The sequence below is a fragment of the Rhodococcus sp. P3_B8 genome, assembly GCF_056402775.1.
In genome coordinates this window covers 73858-96541 of the sequence record NZ_JBFUGT010000010.1, presented here as the reverse complement: position 1 = coordinate 96541, position 22684 = coordinate 73858, and the positions used below count along the sequence as shown (strand labels likewise).

General features: G+C 65.0%; 21 protein-coding genes and 2 pseudogenes. 9 read left to right on the top strand and 14 right to left on the bottom strand.

Going from position 1 to position 22684, the window contains the following annotated elements; translation table 11 throughout:
• Window positions 1-950: 950 nt before the first annotated feature.
• Complete coding sequence (locus AC1D1G_RS06975) at window positions 951-1337, top strand: helix-turn-helix domain-containing protein (protein WP_477951579.1); 387 nt, start codon at window positions 951-953, stop codon at window positions 1335-1337.
• A 121-nt stretch (window positions 1338-1458) separates the two neighbouring features.
• Here AC1D1G_RS06975 and AC1D1G_RS06970 read toward each other — a convergent pair whose 3' ends face one another.
• Window positions 1459-1767, bottom strand: coding sequence for a hypothetical protein (locus AC1D1G_RS06970; protein WP_095869786.1), 309 nt, complete (start codon window positions 1765-1767; stop codon window positions 1459-1461).
• Window positions 1768-1912: 145 nt separating this feature from the next.
• On the opposite strand from AC1D1G_RS06970, the gene AC1D1G_RS06965 reads away from it, so the two are divergent.
• A complete protein-coding gene (locus AC1D1G_RS06965; protein WP_477951578.1) occupies window positions 1913-2707 on the top strand; it encodes a hypothetical protein in 795 nt (264 codons plus the stop codon).
• 314 nt (window positions 2708-3021) lie between these two features.
• Here the strand turns inward: AC1D1G_RS06965 and AC1D1G_RS06960 are convergent, their stop codons facing one another.
• A complete protein-coding gene (locus tag AC1D1G_RS06960; RefSeq protein WP_477951577.1) occupies window positions 3022-3393 on the bottom strand; it encodes a hypothetical protein in 372 nt (123 codons plus the stop codon).
• A gap of 253 nt (window positions 3394-3646) precedes the next feature.
• Here AC1D1G_RS06960 and AC1D1G_RS06955 point away from each other — a divergent pair, with 253 nt between their 5' ends.
• Complete coding sequence (locus tag AC1D1G_RS06955) at window positions 3647-3862, top strand: hypothetical protein (RefSeq protein ID WP_095869789.1); 216 nt, start codon at window positions 3647-3649, stop codon at window positions 3860-3862.
• Between the two features lie 491 nt (window positions 3863-4353).
• Here the strand turns inward: AC1D1G_RS06955 and AC1D1G_RS06950 are convergent, their stop codons facing one another.
• Window positions 4354-4713 carry a hypothetical protein gene (locus tag AC1D1G_RS06950; protein ID WP_477951576.1) on the bottom strand — a complete coding sequence of 120 codons (360 nt, stop codon included), beginning with the start codon at window positions 4711-4713 and terminating at the stop codon, window positions 4354-4356.
• Window positions 4714-4990: 277 nt separating this feature from the next.
• Here AC1D1G_RS06950 and AC1D1G_RS06945 point away from each other — a divergent pair, with 277 nt between their 5' ends.
• The gene (locus AC1D1G_RS06945; RefSeq protein ID WP_477951575.1) at window positions 4991-6208 is read left to right on the top strand and encodes an NAD(P)/FAD-dependent oxidoreductase; all 1218 of its coding nucleotides are present in this window, start codon (window positions 4991-4993) and stop codon (window positions 6206-6208) included.
• A gap of 96 nt (window positions 6209-6304) precedes the next feature.
• Here AC1D1G_RS06945 and AC1D1G_RS06940 read toward each other — a convergent pair whose 3' ends face one another.
• The 6 genes from AC1D1G_RS06940 to AC1D1G_RS06915 form a co-directional block, all read right to left on the bottom strand.
• On the bottom strand, window positions 6305-7636 hold the full coding sequence (locus AC1D1G_RS06940; RefSeq protein ID WP_477951574.1) for an MFS transporter: 1332 nt from the start codon (window positions 7634-7636) through the stop codon (window positions 6305-6307).
• A gap of 14 nt (window positions 7637-7650) precedes the next feature.
• Window positions 7651-8544, bottom strand: coding sequence for an alpha/beta fold hydrolase (locus AC1D1G_RS06935; RefSeq protein ID WP_477951573.1), 894 nt, complete (start codon window positions 8542-8544; stop codon window positions 7651-7653).
• A gap of 97 nt (window positions 8545-8641) precedes the next feature.
• On the bottom strand, window positions 8642-10195 hold the full coding sequence (locus tag AC1D1G_RS06930; protein WP_477951572.1) for a long-chain-fatty-acid--CoA ligase: 1554 nt from the start codon (window positions 10193-10195) through the stop codon (window positions 8642-8644).
• Between the two features lie 246 nt (window positions 10196-10441).
• Entirely contained in the window at window positions 10442-11032 is a 591-nt protein-coding gene (locus AC1D1G_RS06925) for a hypothetical protein (protein ID WP_095869795.1), read from the bottom strand.
• 139 nt (window positions 11033-11171) lie between these two features.
• A complete protein-coding gene (locus tag AC1D1G_RS06920; RefSeq protein WP_477951571.1) occupies window positions 11172-11519 on the bottom strand; it encodes a hypothetical protein in 348 nt (115 codons plus the stop codon).
• Window positions 11520-11675: 156 nt separating this feature from the next.
• Window positions 11676-12566, bottom strand: coding sequence for a TauD/TfdA dioxygenase family protein (locus AC1D1G_RS06915; protein WP_477951570.1), 891 nt, complete (start codon window positions 12564-12566; stop codon window positions 11676-11678).
• Window positions 12567-13309: 743 nt separating this feature from the next.
• Here AC1D1G_RS06915 and AC1D1G_RS06910 point away from each other — a divergent pair.
• From AC1D1G_RS06910 to AC1D1G_RS06900, 3 genes are all read left to right on the top strand, one after another.
• Window positions 13310-14326 carry an AraC family transcriptional regulator gene (locus AC1D1G_RS06910; RefSeq protein ID WP_477951569.1) on the top strand — a complete coding sequence of 339 codons (1017 nt, stop codon included), beginning with the start codon at window positions 13310-13312 and terminating at the stop codon, window positions 14324-14326.
• A 764-nt stretch (window positions 14327-15090) separates the two neighbouring features.
• Window positions 15091-15879: a hypothetical protein gene (locus tag AC1D1G_RS06905; RefSeq protein ID WP_477951568.1), complete on the top strand. Its 789-nt coding sequence runs from the start codon at window positions 15091-15093 to the stop codon at window positions 15877-15879.
• Window positions 15880-15965: 86 nt separating this feature from the next.
• Window positions 15966-16175 carry a hypothetical protein gene (locus tag AC1D1G_RS06900; protein ID WP_477951567.1) on the top strand — a complete coding sequence of 70 codons (210 nt, stop codon included), beginning with the start codon at window positions 15966-15968 and terminating at the stop codon, window positions 16173-16175.
• Between the two features lie 127 nt (window positions 16176-16302).
• Here AC1D1G_RS06900 and AC1D1G_RS06895 read toward each other — a convergent pair whose 3' ends face one another.
• Complete coding sequence (locus AC1D1G_RS06895; protein ID WP_477951566.1) at window positions 16303-16728, bottom strand: YciI family protein; 426 nt, start codon at window positions 16726-16728, stop codon at window positions 16303-16305.
• A 97-nt stretch (window positions 16729-16825) separates the two neighbouring features.
• Window positions 16826-17592: pseudogene (locus AC1D1G_RS06890) on the bottom strand (phosphoadenosine phosphosulfate reductase domain-containing protein).
• A 204-nt stretch (window positions 17593-17796) separates the two neighbouring features.
• Here AC1D1G_RS06890 and AC1D1G_RS06885 point away from each other — a divergent pair.
• Window positions 17797-17994 (top strand): hypothetical protein, encoded by a 198-nt coding sequence (locus AC1D1G_RS06885; RefSeq protein ID WP_095869800.1) that lies wholly within the window; start codon window positions 17797-17799, stop codon window positions 17992-17994.
• Window positions 17995-18425: 431 nt separating this feature from the next.
• Window positions 18426-19508: pseudogene (locus tag AC1D1G_RS06880) on the top strand (IS630 family transposase).
• Here the strand turns inward: AC1D1G_RS06880 and AC1D1G_RS06875 are convergent.
• The 3 genes from AC1D1G_RS06875 to AC1D1G_RS06865 all read right to left on the bottom strand — a co-directional run bounded on the left by AC1D1G_RS06875 (window position 19505) and on the right by AC1D1G_RS06865 (window position 22542).
• A complete protein-coding gene (locus AC1D1G_RS06875; protein ID WP_477951565.1) occupies window positions 19505-20707 on the bottom strand; it encodes a LacI family DNA-binding transcriptional regulator in 1203 nt (400 codons plus the stop codon). The pseudogene AC1D1G_RS06880 and the gene AC1D1G_RS06875 sit on opposite strands and share 4 nt — an antisense overlap.
• A 192-nt stretch (window positions 20708-20899) precedes the next feature.
• Window positions 20900-21682 (bottom strand): SDR family NAD(P)-dependent oxidoreductase, encoded by a 783-nt coding sequence (locus AC1D1G_RS06870; RefSeq protein WP_164065656.1) that lies wholly within the window; start codon window positions 21680-21682, stop codon window positions 20900-20902.
• Window positions 21679-22542: a sugar phosphate isomerase/epimerase family protein gene (locus AC1D1G_RS06865; protein WP_477951564.1), complete on the bottom strand. Its 864-nt coding sequence runs from the start codon at window positions 22540-22542 to the stop codon at window positions 21679-21681. Before AC1D1G_RS06865 ends, AC1D1G_RS06870 begins: the two co-directional genes overlap by 4 nt.
• Window positions 22543-22684: the final 142 nt, after the last annotated feature.

The window sequence follows — 22684 nt, the reverse complement described above, 5'->3', positions numbered from 1 at the left end:
CACGCCTTCCACCCTGGGGCGCACAGAGGGGTTGCCGGGCAGCCTGGCATCGATGACCTGCGCACACGGCGTCGCGAGAGTGCGGCGATGGACCTCGGTTGCTCACACCCGCGGTCCTCGGCGCGATCGACACCGGCGTGCCACCACATGACGGAACACCAGATCGCACGCGGGCGACCAGTACGATCACGCATCACCCCGACCGTTATCGACCTCGATGCGACGTTGGTGACCGCCCGTTCCGAGAGGACTAGGCATCCGCCACGTACAACAGGGAGTTCGGATTTCACCCGATGCTGGCGTTCGCCAACCACGAACAATTCGGTACCTGTGAGACCGTCGCTGCCGTGCCGTGTCCAGACAACTCCAGATCAAATACCGCGCGTCGACGCCTATGCGAACCGCTGCTGCCGCAGTCACAGATCGTGATCCTGCCGCGAGGCCTCGCGGGCGCGGACCAGATTACGGGCGGATTCCTCAGCCTTGGCGGACGCCGGGATGAGTGCGTGCCCAGATCGCGCGATCGCAATCTCCAGCGGTGAGCAGGCGGATTTCGACGACGCCTACGAGACGGTGCTACGGGACACCGTAACTGCAACAATACGATCCGAATCACCGCGATGTATTCGACCAAACAGGCCCGCTATGAGTACATCGTCACAGACAAGGGGCGTGACCACGCCCGGTCATCGTGGCCTTGTACCTTTGGGGGACCAAGAACGCGGCGGACGGCCCGCAACGTCGTCCTGGTCGATCAGGTCACCGGATCGGAGATCGTCCCCGAGTTCGTCGATCACTACAGTGGCCGGCCGCTGTCCTCGATGAGGGCCGAGTTCGTCGCCGGTCCGGACGCGTCCGAGGACATGCGACGCAGGCTCGATCCGGACAGGCGGCGTGCCCGGCGGGACCGCCACAACGCTCGAAGCTCGCCAAGACCCTAGGTCATCCGCATGGTGGATGCGGCGAATGACGTTGCAGGGAAATCTTTGTGCGGCGCGGCCGCGCGCTCGGAACTCGGCCACGTCGAGGTCGTGTTCACCATCCCCGCCGAATCGGTGCGGCAGGCCACCTCGACGGCCTTGGCGGTCCTGGAGACCTCCCCCTGGCCGTTGCGGTCGCTGCGGGTGCTCACCACCGCCGATTTCGATCGCCTCACCGACGCGATGGACCTCCGCCGCTGGTGTCGGTGCAGGAGGCCGCCGACGGCCTCGTCAATGACCCGCCAGGGCGTACTGAAGGCGATCAAGGGCAAGGTGCTGCCGGCCACCCGTGTCGGCGGTACCTGGGTGCTCCAGCAGTCCGTGGTCGAGGGCGCCCGCGCCCGCCGCGGCGCATAGCCACCGACAGCCCGACCGGGGGTGACCATCCCGGGGCGTCGGGACCTTCCGGGCGGCTCAGAAAGGCCGACACAGAAAACGGTAATCGGTCGGATAGAGCCGAATCAGTGGTTGAAGATTTTCAGCCCCGGGCGCTGAACGGGACACCCTCGGGGACGCCTCCGGACTCAAGGCGGCGGCGGGTTTCGTCTCGGCGCATGGTCCGCCACAGCGTCTTGGTGACCTGCCGTTCGAGACGGCGTTGGGCTTCGCGGGCGGTCTTGCCCTCGTCGAGTTTGCGCCCGGTATAGGCGTGATCCTCGTTGCCCGAGACCGTTGCCTGACTCAGGGCGACGACATGGATGGCGGAGTTGAGTGTGCGGTTGCCGAACCGGGAGAGTCGGGGCCGGGACTGGTCGGCGCTGAAGATGGGGTGCGGCGGCAACGTCACCGGTGAACGACATCAGGGACAAGCGACGGACTGCAGAGAAGTTTGCCGAGCCGCCCCTACCTTAGAGTCCACCCGTGACACAAAGAAGTTGGCGTGGTACCTGGCAGCCGGTATGGGAGCGGTTGTTCTCTTAGTCCTGGCTGTAGTGGCCGGCCACTATATCTTCGTCTTCATCACAGGCACCCGCTTCAGCGTCGATCAATGGTCAGCGGCCGGTGGCTGGGTCGGCGGCTTCGGGGCGCTGGCAGCGGTAGTTGTCGCGCTCTGGCAGATTAAGCGCGCGCGAGATGATGCAGCTGACGCGAAGGTTGAGGCCGATGAGCGCCTTGCCCGTGAACTAGAAGCGGCAGACCAACGCCTAGTGAAAGAGCTGGAACGGGTACACGCAGTTTCGGTTGAACAGATGGTCGCTGCTGAAGCTCGGCATACCGCACAGCTCATGAAGTCAGACGAACTGCTCGCTAATGAACTTGACGCACAGCGCCGCGCTGAACAGATCCGCTGCATTCCGCCGATTTGGGAAGAGATAGCAAACCTCGCCTTCCCATTCCAATCCTTCCTGGAACTCCTGCAAGATGTGCCCTCGATGCCACGCACCAACGAGGCAGCTGCAGAGTTCATGGCTAAGGCCGAGATCTGGATACGAGGCCTGATGTCCATAGAAATGGGATTTAGTACTGCGCACCTCATCGTGAGTGAGCCACATACACACGCGGCTCTTAAGACGCTGTACATCGATACGCGGCGATTCCACGAATTGAGTGCGACCGCCTCGCAGCAAGCAGTGATTCAGCGGTCCGTGCCCGACCTATCTGGACTGCGCGAGTGCTACTCAACGATCATCAATCAGCGGAAGACGATGACAGAGATTGTTCGGGAACACCTAGCGCAGGTACCGCCGCTGGCCCAACCTCATGCCACCGAGGACAGCCGGCACTAAGAAGGAAAGCAGGGGGTCTGCGAGGCGGCACACCGCCTCCTCGTCGGGAATTCCGAACTCTGGGTCGCACACTCGCGGGCCGCGACCGAACTATGAGATTAGCGCCATCACTGCTTCCCACCATCGTGTCGCAATCGTTCCGATGCAGGCCCGCGAGCCCGTMGGTGCAGTGGCACTCGCGCGCTTACCGAGGCAGGTGACTCGGTACCGGCGACCTGACACTCGACCTGTCTTGTCCTGCCCGGGGCGAGCAGCATTTCCTCGTGTCGGAAATCGATCGATTTCTGTCACATGCCTCAGTCCTGGGGGGGGTGTTACCGGGGCGGGCGGGTTGTCGAGTGTCCGGGCGGGTTGGTGGCGCTGCGGCGTTCTCGAAAACGTGCCCGGTGGTGCATCATCACGACCTCGGATTCGGTGTGGAGGCTACTGGGGTGGCGGGCGATCGCATCGTGGAAGGCGGCGCTGCGTCCACGGAGAATGGCGGCACGGACCGCCGCCGTGTCGTCGGCGAGGAGGTACGCCGCGGCGCCGTCGCAGTCGAGGAGGAATTTCCCGTACGCCCGCCGCACCGGTGCCTGCTCRTCGAAGATCACCGGCAACACCACGTCGTCGACCAGGTGCAGCGGGAAACGAACAAGCCGGTACGCGGCCCGTATCAGCGCTCGCGCCACGGCGCCCAGTCCCATGGCCCGATCGTAACGCCGGCACGGGCTGTGGTGACGCCGAAACTGGGCCGGATCCCGACGGGGCCTGGCTCACCAGGTCGGAGCCGAGCCACCGCCCTGATCAGCACGTATCCGAAATTCGGAGCTCGCTTCACGCCGTCGCGGGGCCCGACGCACCAGCGCGCTTGACCCCGTCGAGGAAAGGCCGTTCGGGCTGCTCCGACCTGGAAGGCTTCGAATAGCTGGGCGTCCTCGAGAAGAGGAGGATCGTTCTATGACTGCCGACGGAACCGATGACGTGATTGCAGCAGTGACGGCCGCGCACGCCGCATGGAGCGAGTTCCTCGCGGCTGACACCAGTCACCTTGATACGACCAGGTGGGAAGCCCGGTATCGGGATCTGGCGTATGACCTGATGGATCGGATTGCCGACGCCACTCAGCAAGGGGTCGACATCACGTTGCAAATAGATTTCCGGCCGCGAGGCTAATTCTGAACACTACTCAGTAGCAGCGTTTTCAGCGCCTTTCCGGCCGGTGTCATCACCCTATCTGCGAGGTATCTGCCGGACCGCCGCCAACGCCGCTGACGCATGTGCGGTGATCGCCGAGGCCACCGCGCCAGATCTCCTTGGGGAACGTGGTGAACGCCAACAACTCGGCCCGGGCTGCGTTACAGCGGCTGGCGCACCATGCTCGACAGAGCCGGAATCAGCAGCGGCGGATCCCTTTACGACGACGGAATATTGACCGTCGTCGCGCGTCTGCGGGAGACCGGCTCGGTTCCTCTCGTCCACGCTCACGAGTGGAATCTGCCCCCGACGACCCCTTCGACCTGACAACAGGATGGTCCGGCGCGGCCGGTGTTCCGGATCCGCACCTACGTGGGAGCGGTGTTCTCCGAGGCAGACGAGAAGGTCTTCTTATCCGACGCGCGCGAACCGACAGCGAGGCTGGATCCGTGGTGTCTGCGGGGGATGCGTCAGGCGTACTCGACTGCGTCGAGGGTGCCCGGTGAGTTCCAGATCGCTTGGTAGCGCCTCCGGGTGAGGTCGTCGGAGTTGGCGAGGAGGGCGTCGAACAGCGACCGGGGGTCGGCGTGCCAGGACTGCACGAGCGTGTCGATCTCGCGTGCGGTAAGGAAGCCGGAGCGGGCGGCGGCGAGGATCCAGTCGTCGAACTGGTGTTGCCGGATCCGTGCTACCGCGTCGAGGTCGAGTGGTCCGTCGCTGGTGTCGACGGACCACATCGCCGCGACCAGGTCGTGGAGCGTCTGTGTATGGATCGGCATGGCGGCCTGGCCTGTGCTGTCGGTATCGCTGACGCACTGTTCGGTGGTCATGGTGTGCACCTCCTCGGGTGCGCTTTTCCGCAATCGAGTTTTTGTAAACATGACGGTGGTGGGCGGGATGGCCGGGCTCGAGTGTCGGTCCATGATCAGCACGGGCCCATACAAGGGGGCAGCGGCGACCCGTGCAGCTCACTCAGGGGTCCTCAACGTCACTCAGGGTCCCTGCGCTGATCTGACCGTTGTGTCAGGGAAGGGGTGTGGGTCACGTGTTGTCACAAGGGTGGGGCGGGCGGCGTCTTATGTGCGACGCCAATCTCAAGGAGACATCATGAATGCGAGCAGTGTGCGCCCCGGGAAGATCGATGTGGTCGTGGTTGGTGGCGGGTACGCCGGCGTGATGGCGGCGAATCGCCTGACCCAGCGCGACGATGTGGCGGTGACGCTGATCAACCCGCGTCCGTGTTTCGTCGAGCGGGTCCGCCTGCACCAGCTGGTGGGCGGGTCCGACGATGCGGTGGTTGACTACTCCGACGTGCTGGCCGACGGTATCCGGCTGTTGGTGGACAGCGTGACGAGGATCGACGCTGCCGAGCGCGGTGTGATGTTGGAGTCCGGCGGGACCGTCGGATACGACTACCTGATCTACGCCGTGGGCAGTGGCAGCGCCGACCGGGGCGTACCCGGAGCGACCGAGTTCGCTTATCCGACCGCCGGCCTGGAGGAGGCGCAGCGGCTTCGGTCCGTCCTCGATGACGCCCCCGTAGCGGCGCCGGTGACGGTGGTCGGTGGCGGTCCGCTCGGCATCGAGACGGCGGCCGAGCTCGCGGAGCTTGGGCGGACCGTGACTCTGGTCTGCGGCGACCGGCTCGGCCCGTACCTGCACCCACGGGGCCGACGCTCGGTGGCCAAGGGGTTGTCCAATCTCGGTGTGACCGTGCTCGATGGCCCTGGCGCGAAGGTCACCACGGTGACACGCGACGCCGTGGAGCTCAGCGGCGGCCGTGAGCTGCCGAGCACGGTGACAATCTGGACCGCCGGCTTCGGCGTTCCGGACCTGGCCGGTCGCAGCGGGCTGAGCACCGACGCCGTGGGCCGTCTCCTCACCGACGAGACGCTGACCAGCGTGGACGACGAACGCATCGTCGCGACTGGCGATGCCGCGGCCCCGTCGAACCTGCCGATGCGGATGAGCTGCCAAGCTGCGCTGCCCCTCGGCGCGCATGCCGCTGACACGGTGCTCAGCCGGATAGCAGGGGAGCGGCCCGCAGACTTCGGCAAGGGGATCGCCGCCATGTGTGTCAGCCTGGGGCGTGGGGACGGCGTCTTCCAGGTCGCCCACCGGGACGACACCGCGATGCGGCTGCACCTGCGGGGCCGCCTCGGCGCGAAGCTCAAGGAGGCCGCGTCCGCGAGCCCCGTCAAGCAGCTGGCGGGCGAGGCGCGAAAGCCCGGGTCGCACACGTGGCCGGTCAACGACGCCTCCCGACGGCAGCGGGTCCAGGCTGAGCACGGTCGATCGCTGGCCAAGCCAAGCGGCCCGGCATGAGCGAGGAGGTGGATAAGGAGGGAGCCAGATGCGGTCGCCCGGCTGCCCGCGCGGCGGAGTGAGGGTGAGGACCGGCCCCCGCGTGGGTCGGGGGATTCACGGGTGTGGTGTGTCCGTGCTCAGTGCGGCGAGCTTTCGCATCCCGGCCGGGTAGAGCCGCTTGCCGGCGATCAGTGCGGCGATTGCACCGAGGTAGACCAGGGGTGAGAGTTGCAGGGCCCGAAGCAGCCCTAGGTGGTCGGCGAGGACACCGACGGTGAAGGGGCCCAGCGCCATTCCCAGCAGGTTGTAGGCAACGGCGAGGGTACCCATGGCGGAGGCTCGGACAGAGGAGTGCGTGAGATTGGCTACCATGGCCGCGGATGGGCCGGACGCCCCGCCGGAGAAGAAGGCACCGATTGCGATCAGGACCATTTGCGCAGTCCCGGTACCGACGCTAAATCCTACCGTCAGGAACACGAGCGAGATCAGGCAGAAGGCGATCGCTGCGGTCCACTTGCGGCTGGTGTCGGTGCGGCCGACACGGTCGGTGATGATGCCGCAGATCACCATTCCGCTGCCGACGAGCAACACGAAGACTGCCGCCATCGCGCCGGCCTCGGCCGGGGCAAGGTCGTAGTAGCGGTTGAAGAAGCTGGGGAGCCAGGACAGCAGCACTCCGGCGGTGAACAGATGCAGTCCGCCGCCGATATAGGCGCACAGGACCGCCGGGTTGGTGAACAGGGTCGACACCGGGGCGCGGTACCCCGCCTGTGTTGCAGCAGCTGTGACCGCGGGCAGGTCGTCGGCGGCGTGCTGGGCAAGTTTACGTTCGGTGATCAGGGCTCGGTACAGCGCGACCAGGATCAAACCGAAGATCGCCATGGCCGCGAACGACCAGCGCCAACTTACGTGGACGGCGATGACGCCGCCGAGGGCGACACCGATCACCGACCCGAATGATCCGCCGGCCATGAAGGCTCCGCTGAGGGTGGCGTGCAGTCGGGGGGCGAAGACGCTGAGCACGACCGCGATACCGACGCTGGTATAGGCGGCCTCGCCGACTCCGACGAGGAACCGGGCACCGAGCATTTGTTCGTAGCTGCCGGCCACTGCGCACAACAGGGTGGCTGCGCTCCAGAGCACGGCCATGAGGACCAGGCTTTTGACCCGGCCCCACCGGTCCGCCAGCAGCGACAGCGGCAGGGTGAGCAGGCCGACCATGAGCGCGACGATGCTCGAGAGCGAGGCGAGCTGGGAATCAGACAGCGCCCATTCAGTTTTCAGGAAGGGGAAGATGGCGCTGAGAACCTGCCGGGACATGTAGTCCGAGAGCAGGAGCCCGAAGGTGAGGGCGAAGACGATCCACGGATACCTACTCGACCGGGTGCTGGGGCCGACGCGGGGTGTGGCGGCCGGGTCGTCGACGGAGATGGCACGCAGTTCCATGTGGTGCTCCTAATTTAATGACCGACCGTGGTCGTGGGCACGTCGCGACCGGAGATACCAGCCGCGTCGGAGGGGGCATCGTCGAACTGGGCACGGAGGAACGGCAGCACGATGTCGGTGACCTTGTCGGGCGCATCGAGCCAGGGCCAGTGTCCGGTTCCCGGCACGATGTCGACCCGCGCGCCGGGAAAGCTCGCCAACTGCCGCTGGGCGAACTCGACGGGAATGAAGGGATCGTCCGCGCCCCACACCACGAGCGACGGAACCTCCAGATCCCGGAGCGGGCCGGTCAAACTTCCTTCGAGCACGGCGAGGTCCAGGGACCTGTACATCTGGAGCACCGCCCGTTTGGTACCCCAGGGCGCGGCGTGGTCCACGATCTGGTTCAGCCAGTTCTCGGGCAATGCGGGATTCTTGCGTCCGATGATCGCCCGGGTGACCCGGCGGCTCATCATCAGTTGCACCAGTTCGCCGACGAACCGGGTTCGCCACAGGCGAGCGAATCCGTGCCAGTGCGAGTTCCTGTTGATGCCGGTGTCGATGAGCGTGACGCTCGCGACGTGCTGGGGATGCGCGGCAGCCCAGGCCAGCCCCCACGGCCCCCCGAAATCGTGGAGGACCAGATGCGCGCGCGTGACACCGAGCTGGTTGATGATTCCCTCAAGGTGTTCTGCCTGCGACGGCACCGTGAAGTCTTGATTCGTGCGCCGTTCCGTGTCGCCGAAACCGGGCATGTCGGGGGCGATCACCCGGGCGAAGGCGGCAACCTTCTCCAACAACGGGACCCAGTCGTCGCCGGAGCCGGGATTTCCGTGCACGAACACCACGGCCTCGTCGGATCCGGAGGGGCTGTTGGTCAGGACCGGTGACCGGACCTCTCCCACCACGATGTGCAGCTTGTCGAGCATTGTTTCTCCATGCAGTAGTGCCCGATGGGGCCAGTAAGTGTCATGGGAGTCGCGTTGCGGCCCCCGGTTGCCGGCGCGGCCGGATGCGTGAGGCAACCTAGGCGAGGCTGCGTTTGAGGATCTTTCCGGTGGCGGTCATCGGCAATGACGTGACGAACTCGACCATCCGTGGGTACTTGTAGGCGGCCATCTGCGTCTTGGTCCACTCGATCAGCTGGCCTTCGGAAATGTCCGCATCCTTGTCGAGGATGACGAAGGCCTTGACCTCCTCGCCGTGGCTTTCGTGAGGTACCCCGACCACTGCCGCCAGCGAGACCGCCTGGTGGGCCATGAGTACCTCCTCGATTTCCCGGGGGTACACGTTGAAACCGCCGCGCACGATCATGTCCTTGGCCCGGTCGACGATGTAGTAGAAGCCGTCCTCGTCGCGGCGGGCGAGGTCCCCGCTGCGGAACCAGCCCTCGCGCATCACCTCGACGGTGGCCGCGGGCCGGTTGTAGTAGCCCGTCATCACGTTGTGGCCCCGGATCGCGATCTCACCTACCTCATTGGGCGAGGTCACAGGCTTCCACTGGGCATCGACCAACTGGACCTGCACACCCCAGACGGGCGTGCCGATCGACCCCGGCCGGGTATCGCTCTCGGCGTCGCTGAACACCGCCAGCGGCGATGTTTCCGAGAGCCCGTAGCCCTCGAGGATCTGGACGCCGAATCGCTGCCGGAATTGCTTGTGGATCTCTACCGGCAGCGCCGATCCACCCGAGATCGCCTTACGCAGGTTCGCCGCGATCCGTGTCACGTCCACTCCGTCGACTCCGGCGGCGAGGGCGTCGAGCAGACCCCAGTACATGGTGGGCACCCCCGCGAAGACCGTCACGTTCTGCTCGTTCATGATCTTCAGGGCGGATTTTGCATCAAATCGCGGCAGCAGGATCAATGTCGCGGCCACCGAGAAGGCCGAGTTCATGTTCACGGTCTGGCCGAAGGTGTGGAAAAGCGGTAGCGCCGTCAGGTGCGTGTCCTGTTGGCTCGGTCTCGAGTCGAACAGGCGGTTGGAGGTTTGCGCATTCATCACCATGTTCGAATGTGACAGCTCGGCTCCCTTGGGCTGCCCGGTGGTGCCACTGGTGTAGAGGATCACGGCAGTGTCGGTGGCCTCGCGGACCGCGCTCTCGAACTCGCTGGACTGGTTTTCGAGTGCGTGCGGCAGAGCCGTGACGCCCTCCCCTGGGGCCACCTGGTCCGCGCTGATCACGAAAAGGTGTTCGCAGCTCGGGGTGTCGGCGAAGCCCTCGCGGGCAAACTCGGCGATCGGCAGGTCCGGCGTGCTCTCGTGGCAGAAGTGGGCCTTGGCCTGCGAGTCGGCCAGGTGGTAAGCGATTTCGCGGCCCTTGAGCAGGATGTTCAGCGGCACCACCACCGCGCCGGCCTTGAGGATCCCGTAGTAGAGCGCCGGAAACCACGGCACGTTCGGGAGGGACAGCGCCACCTTGTCGCCGGGCCGGATCCCGCGCGACACGAGAAGGTTGGCTACCTGGTTGGAGACGGCGTTGAGCTGGGCGTAGGTGAACCGCTGCTCGTCGTGGATCAGGGCGTCGCGGTCCGGATACCGACGAGCGGAATCCTCTAGGAGCATGGACAGATTGAGCATGTGGCAACTCTCTCGGTGGGTATTGCGGCCGTGGCCGTTGTCGAATCGGGCGTGGATGGCCCTGGGGCGCCCGAAGGTGCCGGAAGCCTTCGCGGGCGCTGGCCGGGAACGGCGCCGTCGCCGGGATCACCGGCGAAGAATCGGAAAGCCCAGGCGGTGGTTCACCGAAGCTGACCACCTACCCGGGCATCTGCAGGGCGGAACCCCCAGTGCCGCTGCCGTCTTCGGCGGACAGTGGGGAATTCCCTAGAAGGGACGCACCGGCAGCGGCTTGATCAGCGGTTCGAGCAGGGGCGCCGCCTGTGCACAGGTGAGCACCTCGGAGGGGTCGAGTCGGATGTACTCCCGTGTGGATTCGTCGACCTCCCACACATCCTCACCGATGAGGCGGCCCTCGTCGTCGTAGGGCCAGTTCATGTACTGCCGGTTCTTCATCAGATAGGTCGCCTGCGGGTCGACGTCGATGCCGTCAGCGGCCAGCGCCGTTCCGGGCGTCTGCTGGTAGAGCACGAAGTCGGTGCAGATCAGGTTGTCGCCGACAGCGATCTTCTCGTCCTCGACGTAAAAGATGCACTGCCCGGTTCCAGCCCATTCGCTGTAGACACTCTTGATCGCGTCGGCACCCTCGAGCTTGACCATGCGACCGAACGTGTTGAAGTTGTAGACGGGCTTGTCGACCATCATGTCGGGTGCGAAGATCTCCTCCCAGCGGCCGGCAATCTCCAGGTTGCGGTGCCGGTTGTAAGCATGCAGCAGGTACCGGTGCCGCGGGTTGACGGTCTGCTCGATCAACTGCCCGACCGCAATGTTCGTCTTGGTGACGTCGAATCTACTCATCGTTTTCCTATCAGAGCTGAAATTGTGTGATGGCTGAAATTGTGTGATGCGGTCCGGTGGTGCGGACCCGAACACCTCGGCGCGAGCGCGCCGAGGGGGGAGTTCGTCGTACTCGGTCGCCCGCTGGTCAAGCGGACATTCACGCAACGCGATACGCGGCAGTGCGCCAGCGAGTGGTGTCCGGATCGGAACACTTCCGGAGCACGTCGCGCAGTCGCGCCCGGAACTGGGCGGTGGTAATGCCGAAGCGGACGAACACTTCGTCGCCGGGCGGGCCGCCGTAGGGCGCCCACACCTCGGCGAACCGGATGATCTCCGCCGCCTCGTGATGCGGGTAGGTCCGGCGAGCCGCCGCCGCTGCGGCGGTCTGCTGCGTGCGAGGTCGATGTCGTCGATAACTCTGCACCTGCGCGGTGAGGAACGCCCCGCGAGAGTTCGGCCGCGGAACGGGTGGACGAAGGTCGGACGCGTGGGGAGTGCCGGTCATTTGGGGGTCCTGAGGTCGGTCGGCAATTGCTGTCGCGCACGGCCGCGGAAGTTGGGTGGCACGGGGTTCTCCGGCAGGTCACCTGTCATCAGGCCGGTGTGGTCGCGTTGTTCTGCGCGGCCGGGAACTTCCGGGCAACACGCGGGAACGGGAGACCTAGAAGGTCCGATCTCCTGCGATCGTCGCGCGCTCCATTTTCCGGACCGCCGGCCAGTAGTCCTGCACCGCGTAATGCTGCGTGGATCGGTTGTCCCAGATGGCGACGCTGTTCTTCGTCCACGTCCAACGGACCTGGTATTCAGGGATCAATGCCCGGCTTTTCAGGTAGTCGAGCAAATTACTTGCGCTCGGCGAGTAATCGGCACCGTAACGCACCCTGCTCGGCGTGTGGAAGTTCGTGAAGTGCGTGGAGAACACATTCACATAGAGGATCTCTTCACCCGTCTCAGGATGCGTGCGCACAACCGGGTGCTCGGCATCAGGGAAACGCTCCTTCAGCTCGTGCCGCACTTCCAGCGGCTTGGAAGCACCGAAAACTGCCTCAAAGCCGTGCCGGGCACGCAGGAACCGCACGTCCTTCTTGACATGGTCCGGAAGCTCCCGATACGCCTCGACCATGTTGACCCAGATGGTATCGCCACCGACCTCCGGCGTTTCCACACAACGCAGAACGGAGCCCATGGATGGACACTCGCGCCAACTGGTGTCGCTGTGGAAAGAGTTCTCGTAGTGCCCCTCGCTCGAATTGTCCTTGTACAGGAGCACTACGCCCGAATCATCATCGGTGTTGGGGTGGCCCTCTTCGAGCGAACCGAACTTCTTCGCGAACTCGACGTGTTGAGTACGCGTGATGTCCTGATCTCGGAGGAACAACACTTTGTGCTTCAGGAGGAGCGTCTTCAATTCTGCGAAGAGTGTGGCGTCGCGAGTGATATCGGGAATCTGCACGTCGAACAGTTCGGCGCCGATGTGACGGGTCAACTGCTTCGTTCTGATCCGTGAATTCTCGGCCTGCGCTGGTTCCTCGAATGTAACGGCGGTGCCCATGGGTGTCGCTCCTTTTCTTTCACGCGGAAGGGTTACTCGTTCAGCTCGGCCTGCAATTCCAGGGGCCGATCGCTGAATGCTCTTCTAATGCGGACCATTAAATGACTGGATTCGCACCTTCAGGTGTCGAAACTGTATCGCTCGGGCGTGAAAAGAATTTGACCTCACGTTGCATCTCTCTTGACGCGCTATTACTGGTGCCCGGACACGAAGCCGCGACGAACGGTCGGCTCGGGAGGCCGGCGGATCCGGCGGTGCGGCCTCGCCGGCAGGCTCGGAGCCAAGCCCGGACCTGAACGCTCAGGACACCGACCTCCCGGAGTGCCTTCGCCGCGACATCCGCGGATCCCTGGTCAGGTGGACCCGGCCCGCCTGCCGGAGGTTGCGGTTATCCCTCGCGCACAACTCGGGGCCGCTGACCGATCGCCTGGTGGATCCGCGCCCCTCGGCGTATCTGTTGAAGCCGATCGGCCGAAGGAACAGGCGGAGCGTCCCCGGTCGGTGGATCCGGCCGCACTCGCTGGCAGCGGGCGATTTCGGTCACCGGCCGTCCGGGGCTCGGCGCTACCGACGATCGCAGCTGCGAGGTACCCTCGACTGCCAGTACCTGGCCTTACCAAGTGGTATAAACCCAGGCAGGAGGCACCTCCCCCTCTCGTGCCGCAATAGGGAACCCCTGCTCGGTCGTCACGACTGAAGGAGAAAGCCCACCGCCGTTCGACGAGAATCGGAAAGACGCCGCGATGACCATGCTCGTCCGCAATGCCGCTCTGACCGGCTACCTGGATCTCGTTCGGTCTCGGAAAGTTGACCCACTTCCCTTACTGAGGTCGGTGGGACTGCAGGCAGCTGACCTGGCCGTGCCAAACCAGTGGATCGCCATCGACGCCGCCGCTCAACTCCTCGAGCGGTCTGCGGTGGCAACAGGTCTCGAGGACTTCGGAATTCGCCTGGCTGACAGCCGGAAGGTGACCAACCTAGGCCCGATCAGTGTCGCTGCGCAGGGCGAGGCGGATCTTCGCGGCGTACTGATGTTGCTCGGCCAATATCAGCACATTCGCAGCGAGGCCATCAGCCTCCGGATCTCCGAAGCGGACGACCTCGCGAAGGTTAGGATTGACTTCAACCTAAGTCCCGACGTCAACTCCACACATTTTTCTGAGATGACCGTGGGGGCGCTTATCCGTCTAATCAAGTTCGTTGTCGGAAACCAGTGGAATCCGGCATATATCTGCTTCACCCACGACGCGCCGGCCACCCGGACACGTCACCCCAAGACCTTGGGGAAGTCGGTCCGATTTGGCGACAATTTCAATGGTTTCGTATTTCCTGCGAGCGACCTAGACTTCCCGAACAAACTGTTTGACACGTTGTTTCAATCGTTCGCGAAGGAATATATCGACACCATCGCCAGCCCGCGCCCCGTCGATGACCTCGATCGCATCCGTGAATTGATCGAGACCACTCTCCCGACCGGCCGGTGTTCACTGCAGCATGTCGCGAAGACCCTGGGAGTCAACCGCGTCACGGTATATCGGCTTCTTGCCCGGTCGAACACCTCATTCTCGGAGATGGTGAATAGCATCCGAGCGGAGCTGGCCCAGAGATACGTCACCCAGCAGACACGCTCCCTAACGGATATCGCTGGACTGCTTGGATTTTCCGAGCTCTCCGCGTTCTCGCGATGGTTTCGAAACGAGTTCGGATCCAGTCCAACGGTATGGCGGGCGGAACGCGGGAACGGGTCCCGGTCGGCGTAGCCCAGCGACACCGGTGGGCAGACAGCTGCCGATGTCGAGGAATTCGTTGACGGTGAAGCAAGCCCTGAGTTGCTCACGGACGCGAGGACCGGCAGCTACTGGGCTCTTTACTTCAGAGGACTCTGGTACAAGGCTATTCTCCCCGCTGGCAACCAGCGGAATTTGCCTTGGTGCAGGCCCGTGACCACCTCCTCGGAACCGGGAACCTGTGGTCATTCGTGCTCTTTCCGGGCGGAATAATGTCGGATCCGACGGAGACCGTTCGATGCTGTTGAGCGCATCGAGTACCACGTCGGCGCTCGTGGTCGGGATTCGGAAGTGTTCGCCCTCCGACGCCCGGAGGCGGTCCCGCACGTAGACGAGCATGGCGAGTTCGCGTTCGAGGTCTGCTGCGGTGCGGTCGCTAACGACTCAGAATCGTGACACGGAGGCCTTCGTCCGAGAAGACTGGCGGTACGGTGTCTTCAGCTCACCCAGTCCGCGAGGGGACGTGCCGTGATCGCAGGTCAACACCCCGAACGACGAAACCCCTAAGTGCGAGCGGATCGGGTTCCACCTCTGCGTGTTTCGGTATGCTCGTACCGTCGGCGGCAACGCCGACAGCACGCGTGGGAGCGAGTTGCTGGTTTGGTCACCGGAATGCTTCTCCCGGGTAGACCCACGCTGCGGTCGGGTTCGAGCGTGGCAGGTCGTCAATTGGGACATTATTGCCTGCCACGCTTCATCATATCTGGGGGGTATTCGACGCAGCGGGAGGGGATCTGGTGGCGTACAACGTGAGCCCGGATGCACCGGCGAGTCGGTTGGATCCGGAGCCCGGCACCAGCACCACGCTCGCATCGAAGCCCGCCGGCTATCGTTCCGCCGACACGTACAAAGACCGCGCACAGGAGCGTGACTCGGCGCGGGAGCTGGACCGGATGGTTGAGGACGCCGAATTCACCCGTGCTCGGAAAGACCTGGAGCGGGCCTTCCCCCGAGCGACAGTGCCCGAGGTCTCCGAACGTAAACGCCGCGAGCTGCCGATCCCGGATTCGATTCGTCAGCCGCCGAGTTCACGTCAGCGCAAGGTGCGCTCGGTGAACAAGCACCAGGCGCAGTCGCGGTTGCCGGCAGTCGGTTACACCGCCGTGCAGAACCTGATTACCGACCCGGACCGGTGGAAGACGGTCGGCGAGGCGTTGTCGACGGCACGCGGTGACGCGCAGCAACTGGACGTGAAGATGCGGTCGCAGGTCCAGCGGGTGGACCGGGCGATTCAGACCGCGGAACGGTGGGGCGACCGAGGACATATCCTCTACTGCGCGGTCACGCTCCCGCACATGGTGCCGCAGGAAGCGGTCAACCTGCCCTCGACGCTGCAGCCGGGATCGCGGTTGGACTTCGACCGGCACACAGTGGCCACCCATGCCCTGCACGAACTTGACCCGACGGTCGGGAGCGGGACGTGGTGTTCGAGATCGAAACCGACATATGGGGCGGTCGGACACGGTCGACGACACTGCGCACCTGCTGCCGCGCGGGATGCGGTTCGATGTGGTCTCGGCCGGTGAGGGGCGATACCGTCGCCCGGACGGCAGTATCGGCCGGCGGATGATCGTGCAGCTGCGGGACATCACCGAGGAATGAGGGGAACGAGATGGGACTGTTTACCGACGACAAGGGTCGCCCCGAGTTGGTCGTGCACCCGGACATCAAGTTGGGACGCGCGCATTTCCGGCCCGTCGACGACCAACCCGAACCGGAGGAGACCCCGAAGCAACGCGCCCGCCGGGAGCTGAAGAAGCGGATGACCGACGAGCGGCTCGCGAAACAGAAAACCGAAGGCACCAACGCCGAGAAGGGGTAAACGCCTCCGGCTCATCCTGTGCATCCGCAGTGTCCAAACTCTAGCCCAATCTTGCCCACGCACTAGACAGCACGCCTTGTTCGAGCGGCCCCGGCACCGCGATCAGACGATCGCGGGGGACATGTCATCACCCCTGGTGAAAACCACATTCCGTAGTGTTCGGTGCGGCGGTCAGGAACGGTCGCACCTCGAGCCACTCGTGGATCGGCTTCCCACCCGCCCCCGGAGCCGCGGACAACTCGCCGGCCAACTCAAGCGCCCGCTCGTGGGTCTCGACGTCGATCACCATCCAGCCGGCGATCACGTCCTTGGTCTCCGCGAACGGGCCATCGGTCACCGGCGGCCGCCCCTCACCGTCGTACCGGACGAACATGCCCTCCGCGGAAAGTGCCTGACTGTCGACGAACTCGCCGGTGCCCTCCAGTCGGGCGGCGAAGTCGTTCATGTACTGCACGTGGGCCGAGATTTCCTCCGGCGTCCACTGGTCCATCGGTACGTCATTGACCGATGCCGGCGCGCCGCGGTAGTGCTTGAGCAACAGGTACTTGGCCATCATGTTCTCCCTGGGTGCGGTGCGGCCCATTCTGGCCGTTTCACTCCGGGGACGAAGCCGCGCGCGGGTTCTCGACATACCCCGACGACATTTTTTTCTAGCTCAGTTGTCGGATGCGGGGGAGCACATCGACGAGTTGCTCGAAGAGGGCGGGCCACCCGCGGCGAAGCCAGGTCAGCCGGCCGCGGTCGAGGTGGCCACCGTCGATGAGGTGGGAGAGGCGGTGCTGCTGCTCGGGGACACCCAGCTCACGGAGTTTTGCATAGACCGGGTTCACGGGCAGCCGGTGTCGGGCGATGTGTGCCCAGACGTCCTCGGTGGTCCAGTCCCAGATCGGCCCGTACGCGGCGGTGCCGTCCGCGCGGGCGATGATGCCGTTGCGGCGGCCACCTCGGGTGTAGAGCATTCGGCGGGGGCGGATTCGTCGGCCCGCATACCCCACAGCTCACCCGGCCCGAGCAGTGCGTGCGCGCGGCGAGCGGGTTCAGTGATCAGCGCCGCGTGCAGATCCACCATCGCCGCGGCCGCACCGTCGGTGAGTGCGGTGTGGTTCCACAGGCCGGAGTCGGCGAGCACCTGCAGCAGTGGTGGGTCGGTGGGGATGCAGTGCAGGTCCAGCCGCCAGGTGTGGGCGAGTTCGGTGAGGTAGTCGTAGGTTTCGGGGTAGTCGAGGCCGGAGTCGAAGAACACCACCGGCACCTCCGGTTCGACGCGGCGGGCCCGGTCGAGGATGACGAGCGAATCCTTTCCGCCGGAGAACGCGAGGTACCCGTCGTGGCCGGCCAGATGTGACTCGATCCGAGCGGTGATGTCCGCGATGGCTTTCGCGCCAGCTCTCGCCGACGGCCCTCGAAATCCACGCAGTGCGGCGAGATCCAGGCCAGGTTCCGATGTCGTCGCTCCGCCACTCACCCATCGGCAGTGCGGTGTGCATAGGGGACCTATGGCCCATATGGGTGCCAGCAGCAGACGCGGAGCCGCGACATGCTGGATACGGCACCTGTCGTCCCGGCGTGCCCGCGCCCGGGCTTCGGCACCGGCGTGATGTTCTGCGGTTGAATGGACGGCATGGGGTCGTCCGCGGTGGAGCAGCTGTGGCAGGCGTTGTCCGAGAACGAGTTGGCGTTGGTGTGCGTCCGTGGCCCGCAGAGTCGGTGGGCGGATCTGCGGACGGTTGGGGAAGACGGCGCAGTGGGGCTGACCTGGCTTGTCCGGGAGGCAAGTGAGATCGCCGAGCAGTACCCCCACGACAGAGCGAAATCGTGACGCCGCCGGAACTGACTTCGGAGCAGGACGTGGTGTGGGCGGCCATCGACACCGTCGGCGTGGATCGGGTGATGGTGGGCAGCGATTGCTCCTAACCGTTGGGTGAGCGCCCCGGCGGTGAGGTGGTACGTAAGAGCAAATTTCTCGATGAAGGGGATCTCCAGATCGATGTCCGGTGGATGGCCTATCTGTCTTGTCCTACGACCACCGTATCGTCGATCCGCCGACGCCGCTCGCTACCTCACCAGCGTCCGCTGCCGTCTCGAAACAGTCGACACTCTCACCGCCACAGCGCAACTCGCGGCTGGAACACCAAGCCGCCGACCATGACCTGCACCACAAGCGTGACCCCAAAACCCGGCTATACCGCTTCTGGCTACCTAGTGGTGTGTCTCGCAAATAAATATGGATTAATTCGATAGAATCCGTGCATGAGGAATCCGGTACCCGCTTTGCAGATTTCCGATGGGCAGCGTGTTGTGCTCGAGTCGTTGGCGCGGTCGCAGACGGGTGCGCACCGGGAGGTGGTGCGGGCCAAGGCGCTGTTGATGGCGTCCGAGGGTGTGGCCAACACGGCTATCGCGCAGGCGTTGTCGGTATCGCCGGGATCGGTGGCGAACTGACGGACACGGTTCGCCGAGGATGGCATGGCGCGGTTGGGCGAGGTGCGCAAGGGTCGAGGTCGCAAGCCCTCGATCCCGCAGGAGAAGATCGACGAGATCGTGGACCTGACGCAGAACTACCGCCCGAAAGGCGAGACTCATTGGAGTTGCCGGACGATGGCCGAGTATGTCGGAGTCTCGAAGGACACGGTCCAGCGCGTGTGGTCCGCTCGTGGACTCAAGCCGCACCGGGTCGAGACGTTCAAGCTGTCGAATGATCCGCGATTCGAGGACAAGCTCGTCGACGTCGTCGGTCTGTATCTGAACCCGCCCGAGCGGGCGATCGTGTTGTGCGCGGACGAGAAGTCGTCGGTGCAGGCCCTCGACCGGACGCAGGCCTCGCTCCCGATGATCAAGGGCCGCGGCGAGACGATGACCCACGACTACAAGCGTCACGGCACCACCACCTTGTTCGCCGCGCTCGACGTCCTCACCGGCACCGTGATCGGCCAGTGCCTGCCGCGCCACCGCCATCAGGAGTTCCTGCGATTTCTGCGCACCATCGACCGTGAGGTGCCCAAGGACCTGGAAATCCACCTGATCCTGGACAACTACGCCACCCACAAACACGAGAAGGTCCGGGCCTGGCTCGACAAGCATCCACGGTTCCACCTGCACTTCACTCCCACCTCCTCCTCATGGCTCAACCTCGTCGAACGTTGGTTCCGAGAGCTGACCGATAAAGCTCTGCGACGCGGGGTCTTTCACTCCGTACCGCACCTCATCGCCTCGATCGAGGAATACCTCGACGCCCACAACGAAAACCCCCGACCCTACGAATGGACCGCGACCGCCGAATCCATCCTCGCCAAGGTCGCCCGCGGCCGCGTCGCACTCGAAAAGATCAGCTAAATCAGAGACACACCACTAGCTGGTGGACGCGGCGCGTTGCGGGGGCCGGTGGTGCCTCGGATCTGGAGGCTGACCGGGAAGACTCGCTTGCCGGGTTGTTCCGGTGTGTTGTCGTCGAGTCGTGCGAGGAGGAGCTGGACCGCTTCGGCGGCCATGTCCTCGATGGGCTGGTGGATGGTGGTGAGGTTGATCATTGCCCATCGCGCTTGTGGTGAGTCATCGAAGCCGATCACGGACAGTTCGGCGGGTACGGACACGCCGAGACGCGCGGCCGCGTCCAATGCTGCGAACGCCAATTCGTCTGTGACGCAGTAGATCGCTGACGGTGGGTGGTCCATCGACAGCAGTGATGTCGCCATGTCCACGCCGTGCTCGTGAGTCATGGTTGCCCGGCGGATGTAGTGGTCGGGTAGGGCGATTCCGCGGCGTTGGAGTGCGTGCCGGGCGCCGTCTTCGCGGGCGGCACCATTGGTGCGGTCGCGCGGTACCGACAGGATCGCGATGTCGCGGTGACCGAGTGCGGTCAGGTGGTCGATCACCAGCTCGCCGGCACCTTCGTCGTCAGAGAGGACCACTTCGAGAGACAGGGTGGGATCGTCGCGGCTCAGGAGCACCACTGGGGTGCTTCGTTCGAGCACTCGGCGCACGGTGCGGGATTTGYGGCGAGCGGATACGAAGATCATCCCGTCCACGGTCGCCGGGTCGAGGACGTCCACGCTGTCGACGCCCTCGGGGACGTCCGGGTCGCGTATGAGGGCCATGCGATAGCCGCGTTCGCTGAGCCGGTGCTGAATGGCGTCGACGACGGTGGGGTAGAACGGCGAGGTCAGGTCGGCGACCACGACACCGATCGCCCGCGCCCGTCTGGTGACCAGGCTGCGAGCTGCCGAGTTGGGGACGTAACCGAGTTCCCGGGCTGCGGCAAGTACCCGTTTGGTCGTCCGCTCGGCGACGGCGGGGTCTCCTCGCATGACACGGGAGACTGTCGACTGGCTCAGTCCCAGGTAGGCGGCGAGATCGACACTGGTTACCACGTGCGGATCATACCCAACGGTGGGCCGGGTTCGGATGACGTCGCCGCGGGCTCCGAGGCCTGGGCGTGGCGCCGTGTGGTCGGCGTCGAACGGCTTCGACGGGTCGTCCTCGCACACACCTCGATTGCTGGTGGGTGTGCCTTCCTCGTGGGTTTCATCGGACAACCCCTCCCTCCTCGGTCCGGGATTGGTGTTCCGGGCGTGGGGGAGATTGGCGGCGGGTGCGCCGCGGTCCGGGATTCCCGGCCGCGGCACTCGCGCGGATCGCCGTCGAAGTATGCGCCGGCAACGTCCGTACCTCCGGTTCGGCCCGGCCGAGCGCGGCGCCGGCGGCCGACCGGAAACGGTTACCCACTGTCAGGCGGTGTTCCGGCCACCGCTGAGGTCCAGTGTCTGTCCGGTGACGTAGCTGGCCTCGGTCGAGAGCAGCCAGGTCGCCAGGGCAGCGAATTCTGCTGTGCTGCCGACCCGGCCCATGGGGACCCGGGAGAGGAGTGCGGCGTTGCGTTCGGGACTGAGGTCGTCGAGCATCCGGGTGTGCATCATCGAGGGTGCGATCGCGTTGACGGTGACGTTGTGTGTGGCGACCTCCTTGGCGGCGGTTTTGACCAGGGACACCACGGCCGCTTTCGATGCGGAGTAGGCGGCCTGGAAGGGATTACCTTCCCGCGCCGAGATCGAGGACAAGATGGCCACCCGGCCGTAACCCTGCTCGGTCAGCGTGGGAAGTAGTGCGGCGAGGCCGTGGAAGCAGCCGTCCAGGTTGACACTCATGGTCTTCGACCAGCCCTCGAACGGCATGGCCGTGATCGTGGTTTCCGGTCCTTGGATGCCGTGCGCGAAGAGTGCGCCATCGAGGCGGCCATGGGTGGCCAACACACGGGCGAGGGTCTCGTCCCAGGCTGCACGGTCGGTCACGTCGAGAGCCGCGATGTCGCGGCCCGTCCCGTCCCCGTCCCCGACGACGTCGGTGCACACCACCGAGGCGCCCTCGTGGATGAGCCGGTCCACTGCCGCTGATCCGAGGCCACCGGCAGCGCCGGTGACGAGGATGACGCGTCCGGCGAATCGGCCGGGATAGAACGTCGAGGGGTCGGCGGTGGTGACGTGCAGGGAGTCGGTGGTGTCGACTGCGGTCATCGAATCGCTTCCGTTCGTTCGGTGTCGGCGGTGGTGATCAGCTGTTGTGTTGCGACCATCAGTTTGTGCAAATGTTCTGTGATGCCGTGTGATTCGACGAAGGCGACGTCGGGAACTTCCACGCTGACCGGGACGTCGGGCAGCGCCGCGAGGATCTCGATCAGGGGAAACGCGCCGTCCCCGGGCACCTGACGTTTCGCGCGCGATTCGATCTGGCGGTCGGACCCGTTGGTGTCCTGACCGAGCGGCATCCGCGGCGGCGCCTCCAGGTGTGGGACCGCGGCGGGACCGTCGCACAACTGGATCACCTGCACCGCTCCCGGCGGAGCAGCCGCGAGGTCGCCGACGGTGCCCCCGGCGCGGACGAAGTGCAGGACGTCGAGCATGATCCCGCACCCGGTCTGTTCGGCCACGGCGGCGGCGGCGTGGAAGGTGTCGACCTTCTGATACGAGATCGGCTCGATCGAGGCGGTGATACCGAACTCGTGGGCATCGCGCACCAGCGCAGCCAGGGAATCGGTCAGGCGATGGCGGTCGTCGTCACCGCCGATCACGTTGAGTACCCGGGCACCGAGGGCGGCGCCGGCCTCGAGCACCGGCATCCACTCACCGCGATTGCGCATCCCGTCGAGGGTGAACACCTCGACATCGAACACGCTCACACCGGTGTCCTCGAGTCGGGCGAGGGTCTGCGCCGACATCGGGGAGCCCGCGGCCATGGGATACCGGGTCTCCGACGTGGTGGCAGGATGCACCCGCGCGCCGATGGAGGTGAAGCCGCAGTCGGCCGCAGCTTCGACCAACTCGGGAGGGGGTAGATGCAGAGCCGACAGGTGGGCCAGCCCGATGGGTCGTGTCATGAACAGTCCTTTACGCGGTTTCCAAGGTGGGAGTTGACGGACAGCTGCGCCCTACTTATGCTGTGAATCACAAATTTACTACGTAGTCATTCAAGCACTGCGCCCCCTCCGCCGCAACCGCCCCTTCGGCTCGGGCTTCACC

Excerpts from the sequence above, each read along its gene's own strand:
- AC1D1G_RS06975 (WP_477951579.1), top strand. The coding sequence starts at position 951 with ATGGTGGATGCGGCGAATGACGTTGCAGGGAAATCTTTGTGCGGCGCG.
- AC1D1G_RS06945 (WP_477951575.1), top strand. The coding sequence starts at position 4,991 with ATGAATGCGAGCAGTGTGCGCCCCGGGAAGATCGATGTGGTCGTGGTT.
- AC1D1G_RS06925 (WP_095869795.1), bottom strand. The coding sequence starts at position 11,032 with ATGAGTAGATTCGACGTCACCAAGACGAACATTGCGGTCGGGCAGTTG.
- AC1D1G_RS06870 (WP_164065656.1), bottom strand. The coding sequence starts at position 21,682 with ATGACCGCAGTCGACACCACCGACTCCCTGCACGTCACCACCGCCGAC.
- AC1D1G_RS06930 (WP_477951572.1), bottom strand. The coding sequence starts at position 10,195 with ATGCTCAATCTGTCCATGCTCCTAGAGGATTCCGCTCGTCGGTATCCG.
- AC1D1G_RS06935 (WP_477951573.1), bottom strand. The coding sequence starts at position 8,544 with ATGCTCGACAAGCTGCACATCGTGGTGGGAGAGGTCCGGTCACCGGTC.
- AC1D1G_RS06895 (WP_477951566.1), bottom strand. The coding sequence starts at position 16,728 with ATGGCCAAGTACCTGTTGCTCAAGCACTACCGCGGCGCGCCGGCATCG.
- AC1D1G_RS06900 (WP_477951567.1), top strand. The coding sequence starts at position 15,966 with ATGGGACTGTTTACCGACGACAAGGGTCGCCCCGAGTTGGTCGTGCAC.
- AC1D1G_RS06910 (WP_477951569.1), top strand. The coding sequence starts at position 13,310 with ATGACCATGCTCGTCCGCAATGCCGCTCTGACCGGCTACCTGGATCTC.
- AC1D1G_RS06915 (WP_477951570.1), bottom strand. The coding sequence starts at position 12,566 with ATGGGCACCGCCGTTACATTCGAGGAACCAGCGCAGGCCGAGAATTCA.
- AC1D1G_RS06920 (WP_477951571.1), bottom strand. The coding sequence starts at position 11,519 with ATGACCGGCACTCCCCACGCGTCCGACCTTCGTCCACCCGTTCCGCGG.
- AC1D1G_RS06950 (WP_477951576.1), bottom strand. The coding sequence starts at position 4,713 with ATGACCACCGAACAGTGCGTCAGCGATACCGACAGCACAGGCCAGGCC.
- AC1D1G_RS06865 (WP_477951564.1), bottom strand. The coding sequence starts at position 22,542 with ATGACACGACCCATCGGGCTGGCCCACCTGTCGGCTCTGCATCTACCC.
- AC1D1G_RS06940 (WP_477951574.1), bottom strand. The coding sequence starts at position 7,636 with ATGGAACTGCGTGCCATCTCCGTCGACGACCCGGCCGCCACACCCCGC.
- AC1D1G_RS06885 (WP_095869800.1), top strand. The coding sequence starts at position 17,797 with ATGGGGTCGTCCGCGGTGGAGCAGCTGTGGCAGGCGTTGTCCGAGAAC.
- AC1D1G_RS06955 (WP_095869789.1), top strand. The coding sequence starts at position 3,647 with ATGACTGCCGACGGAACCGATGACGTGATTGCAGCAGTGACGGCCGCG.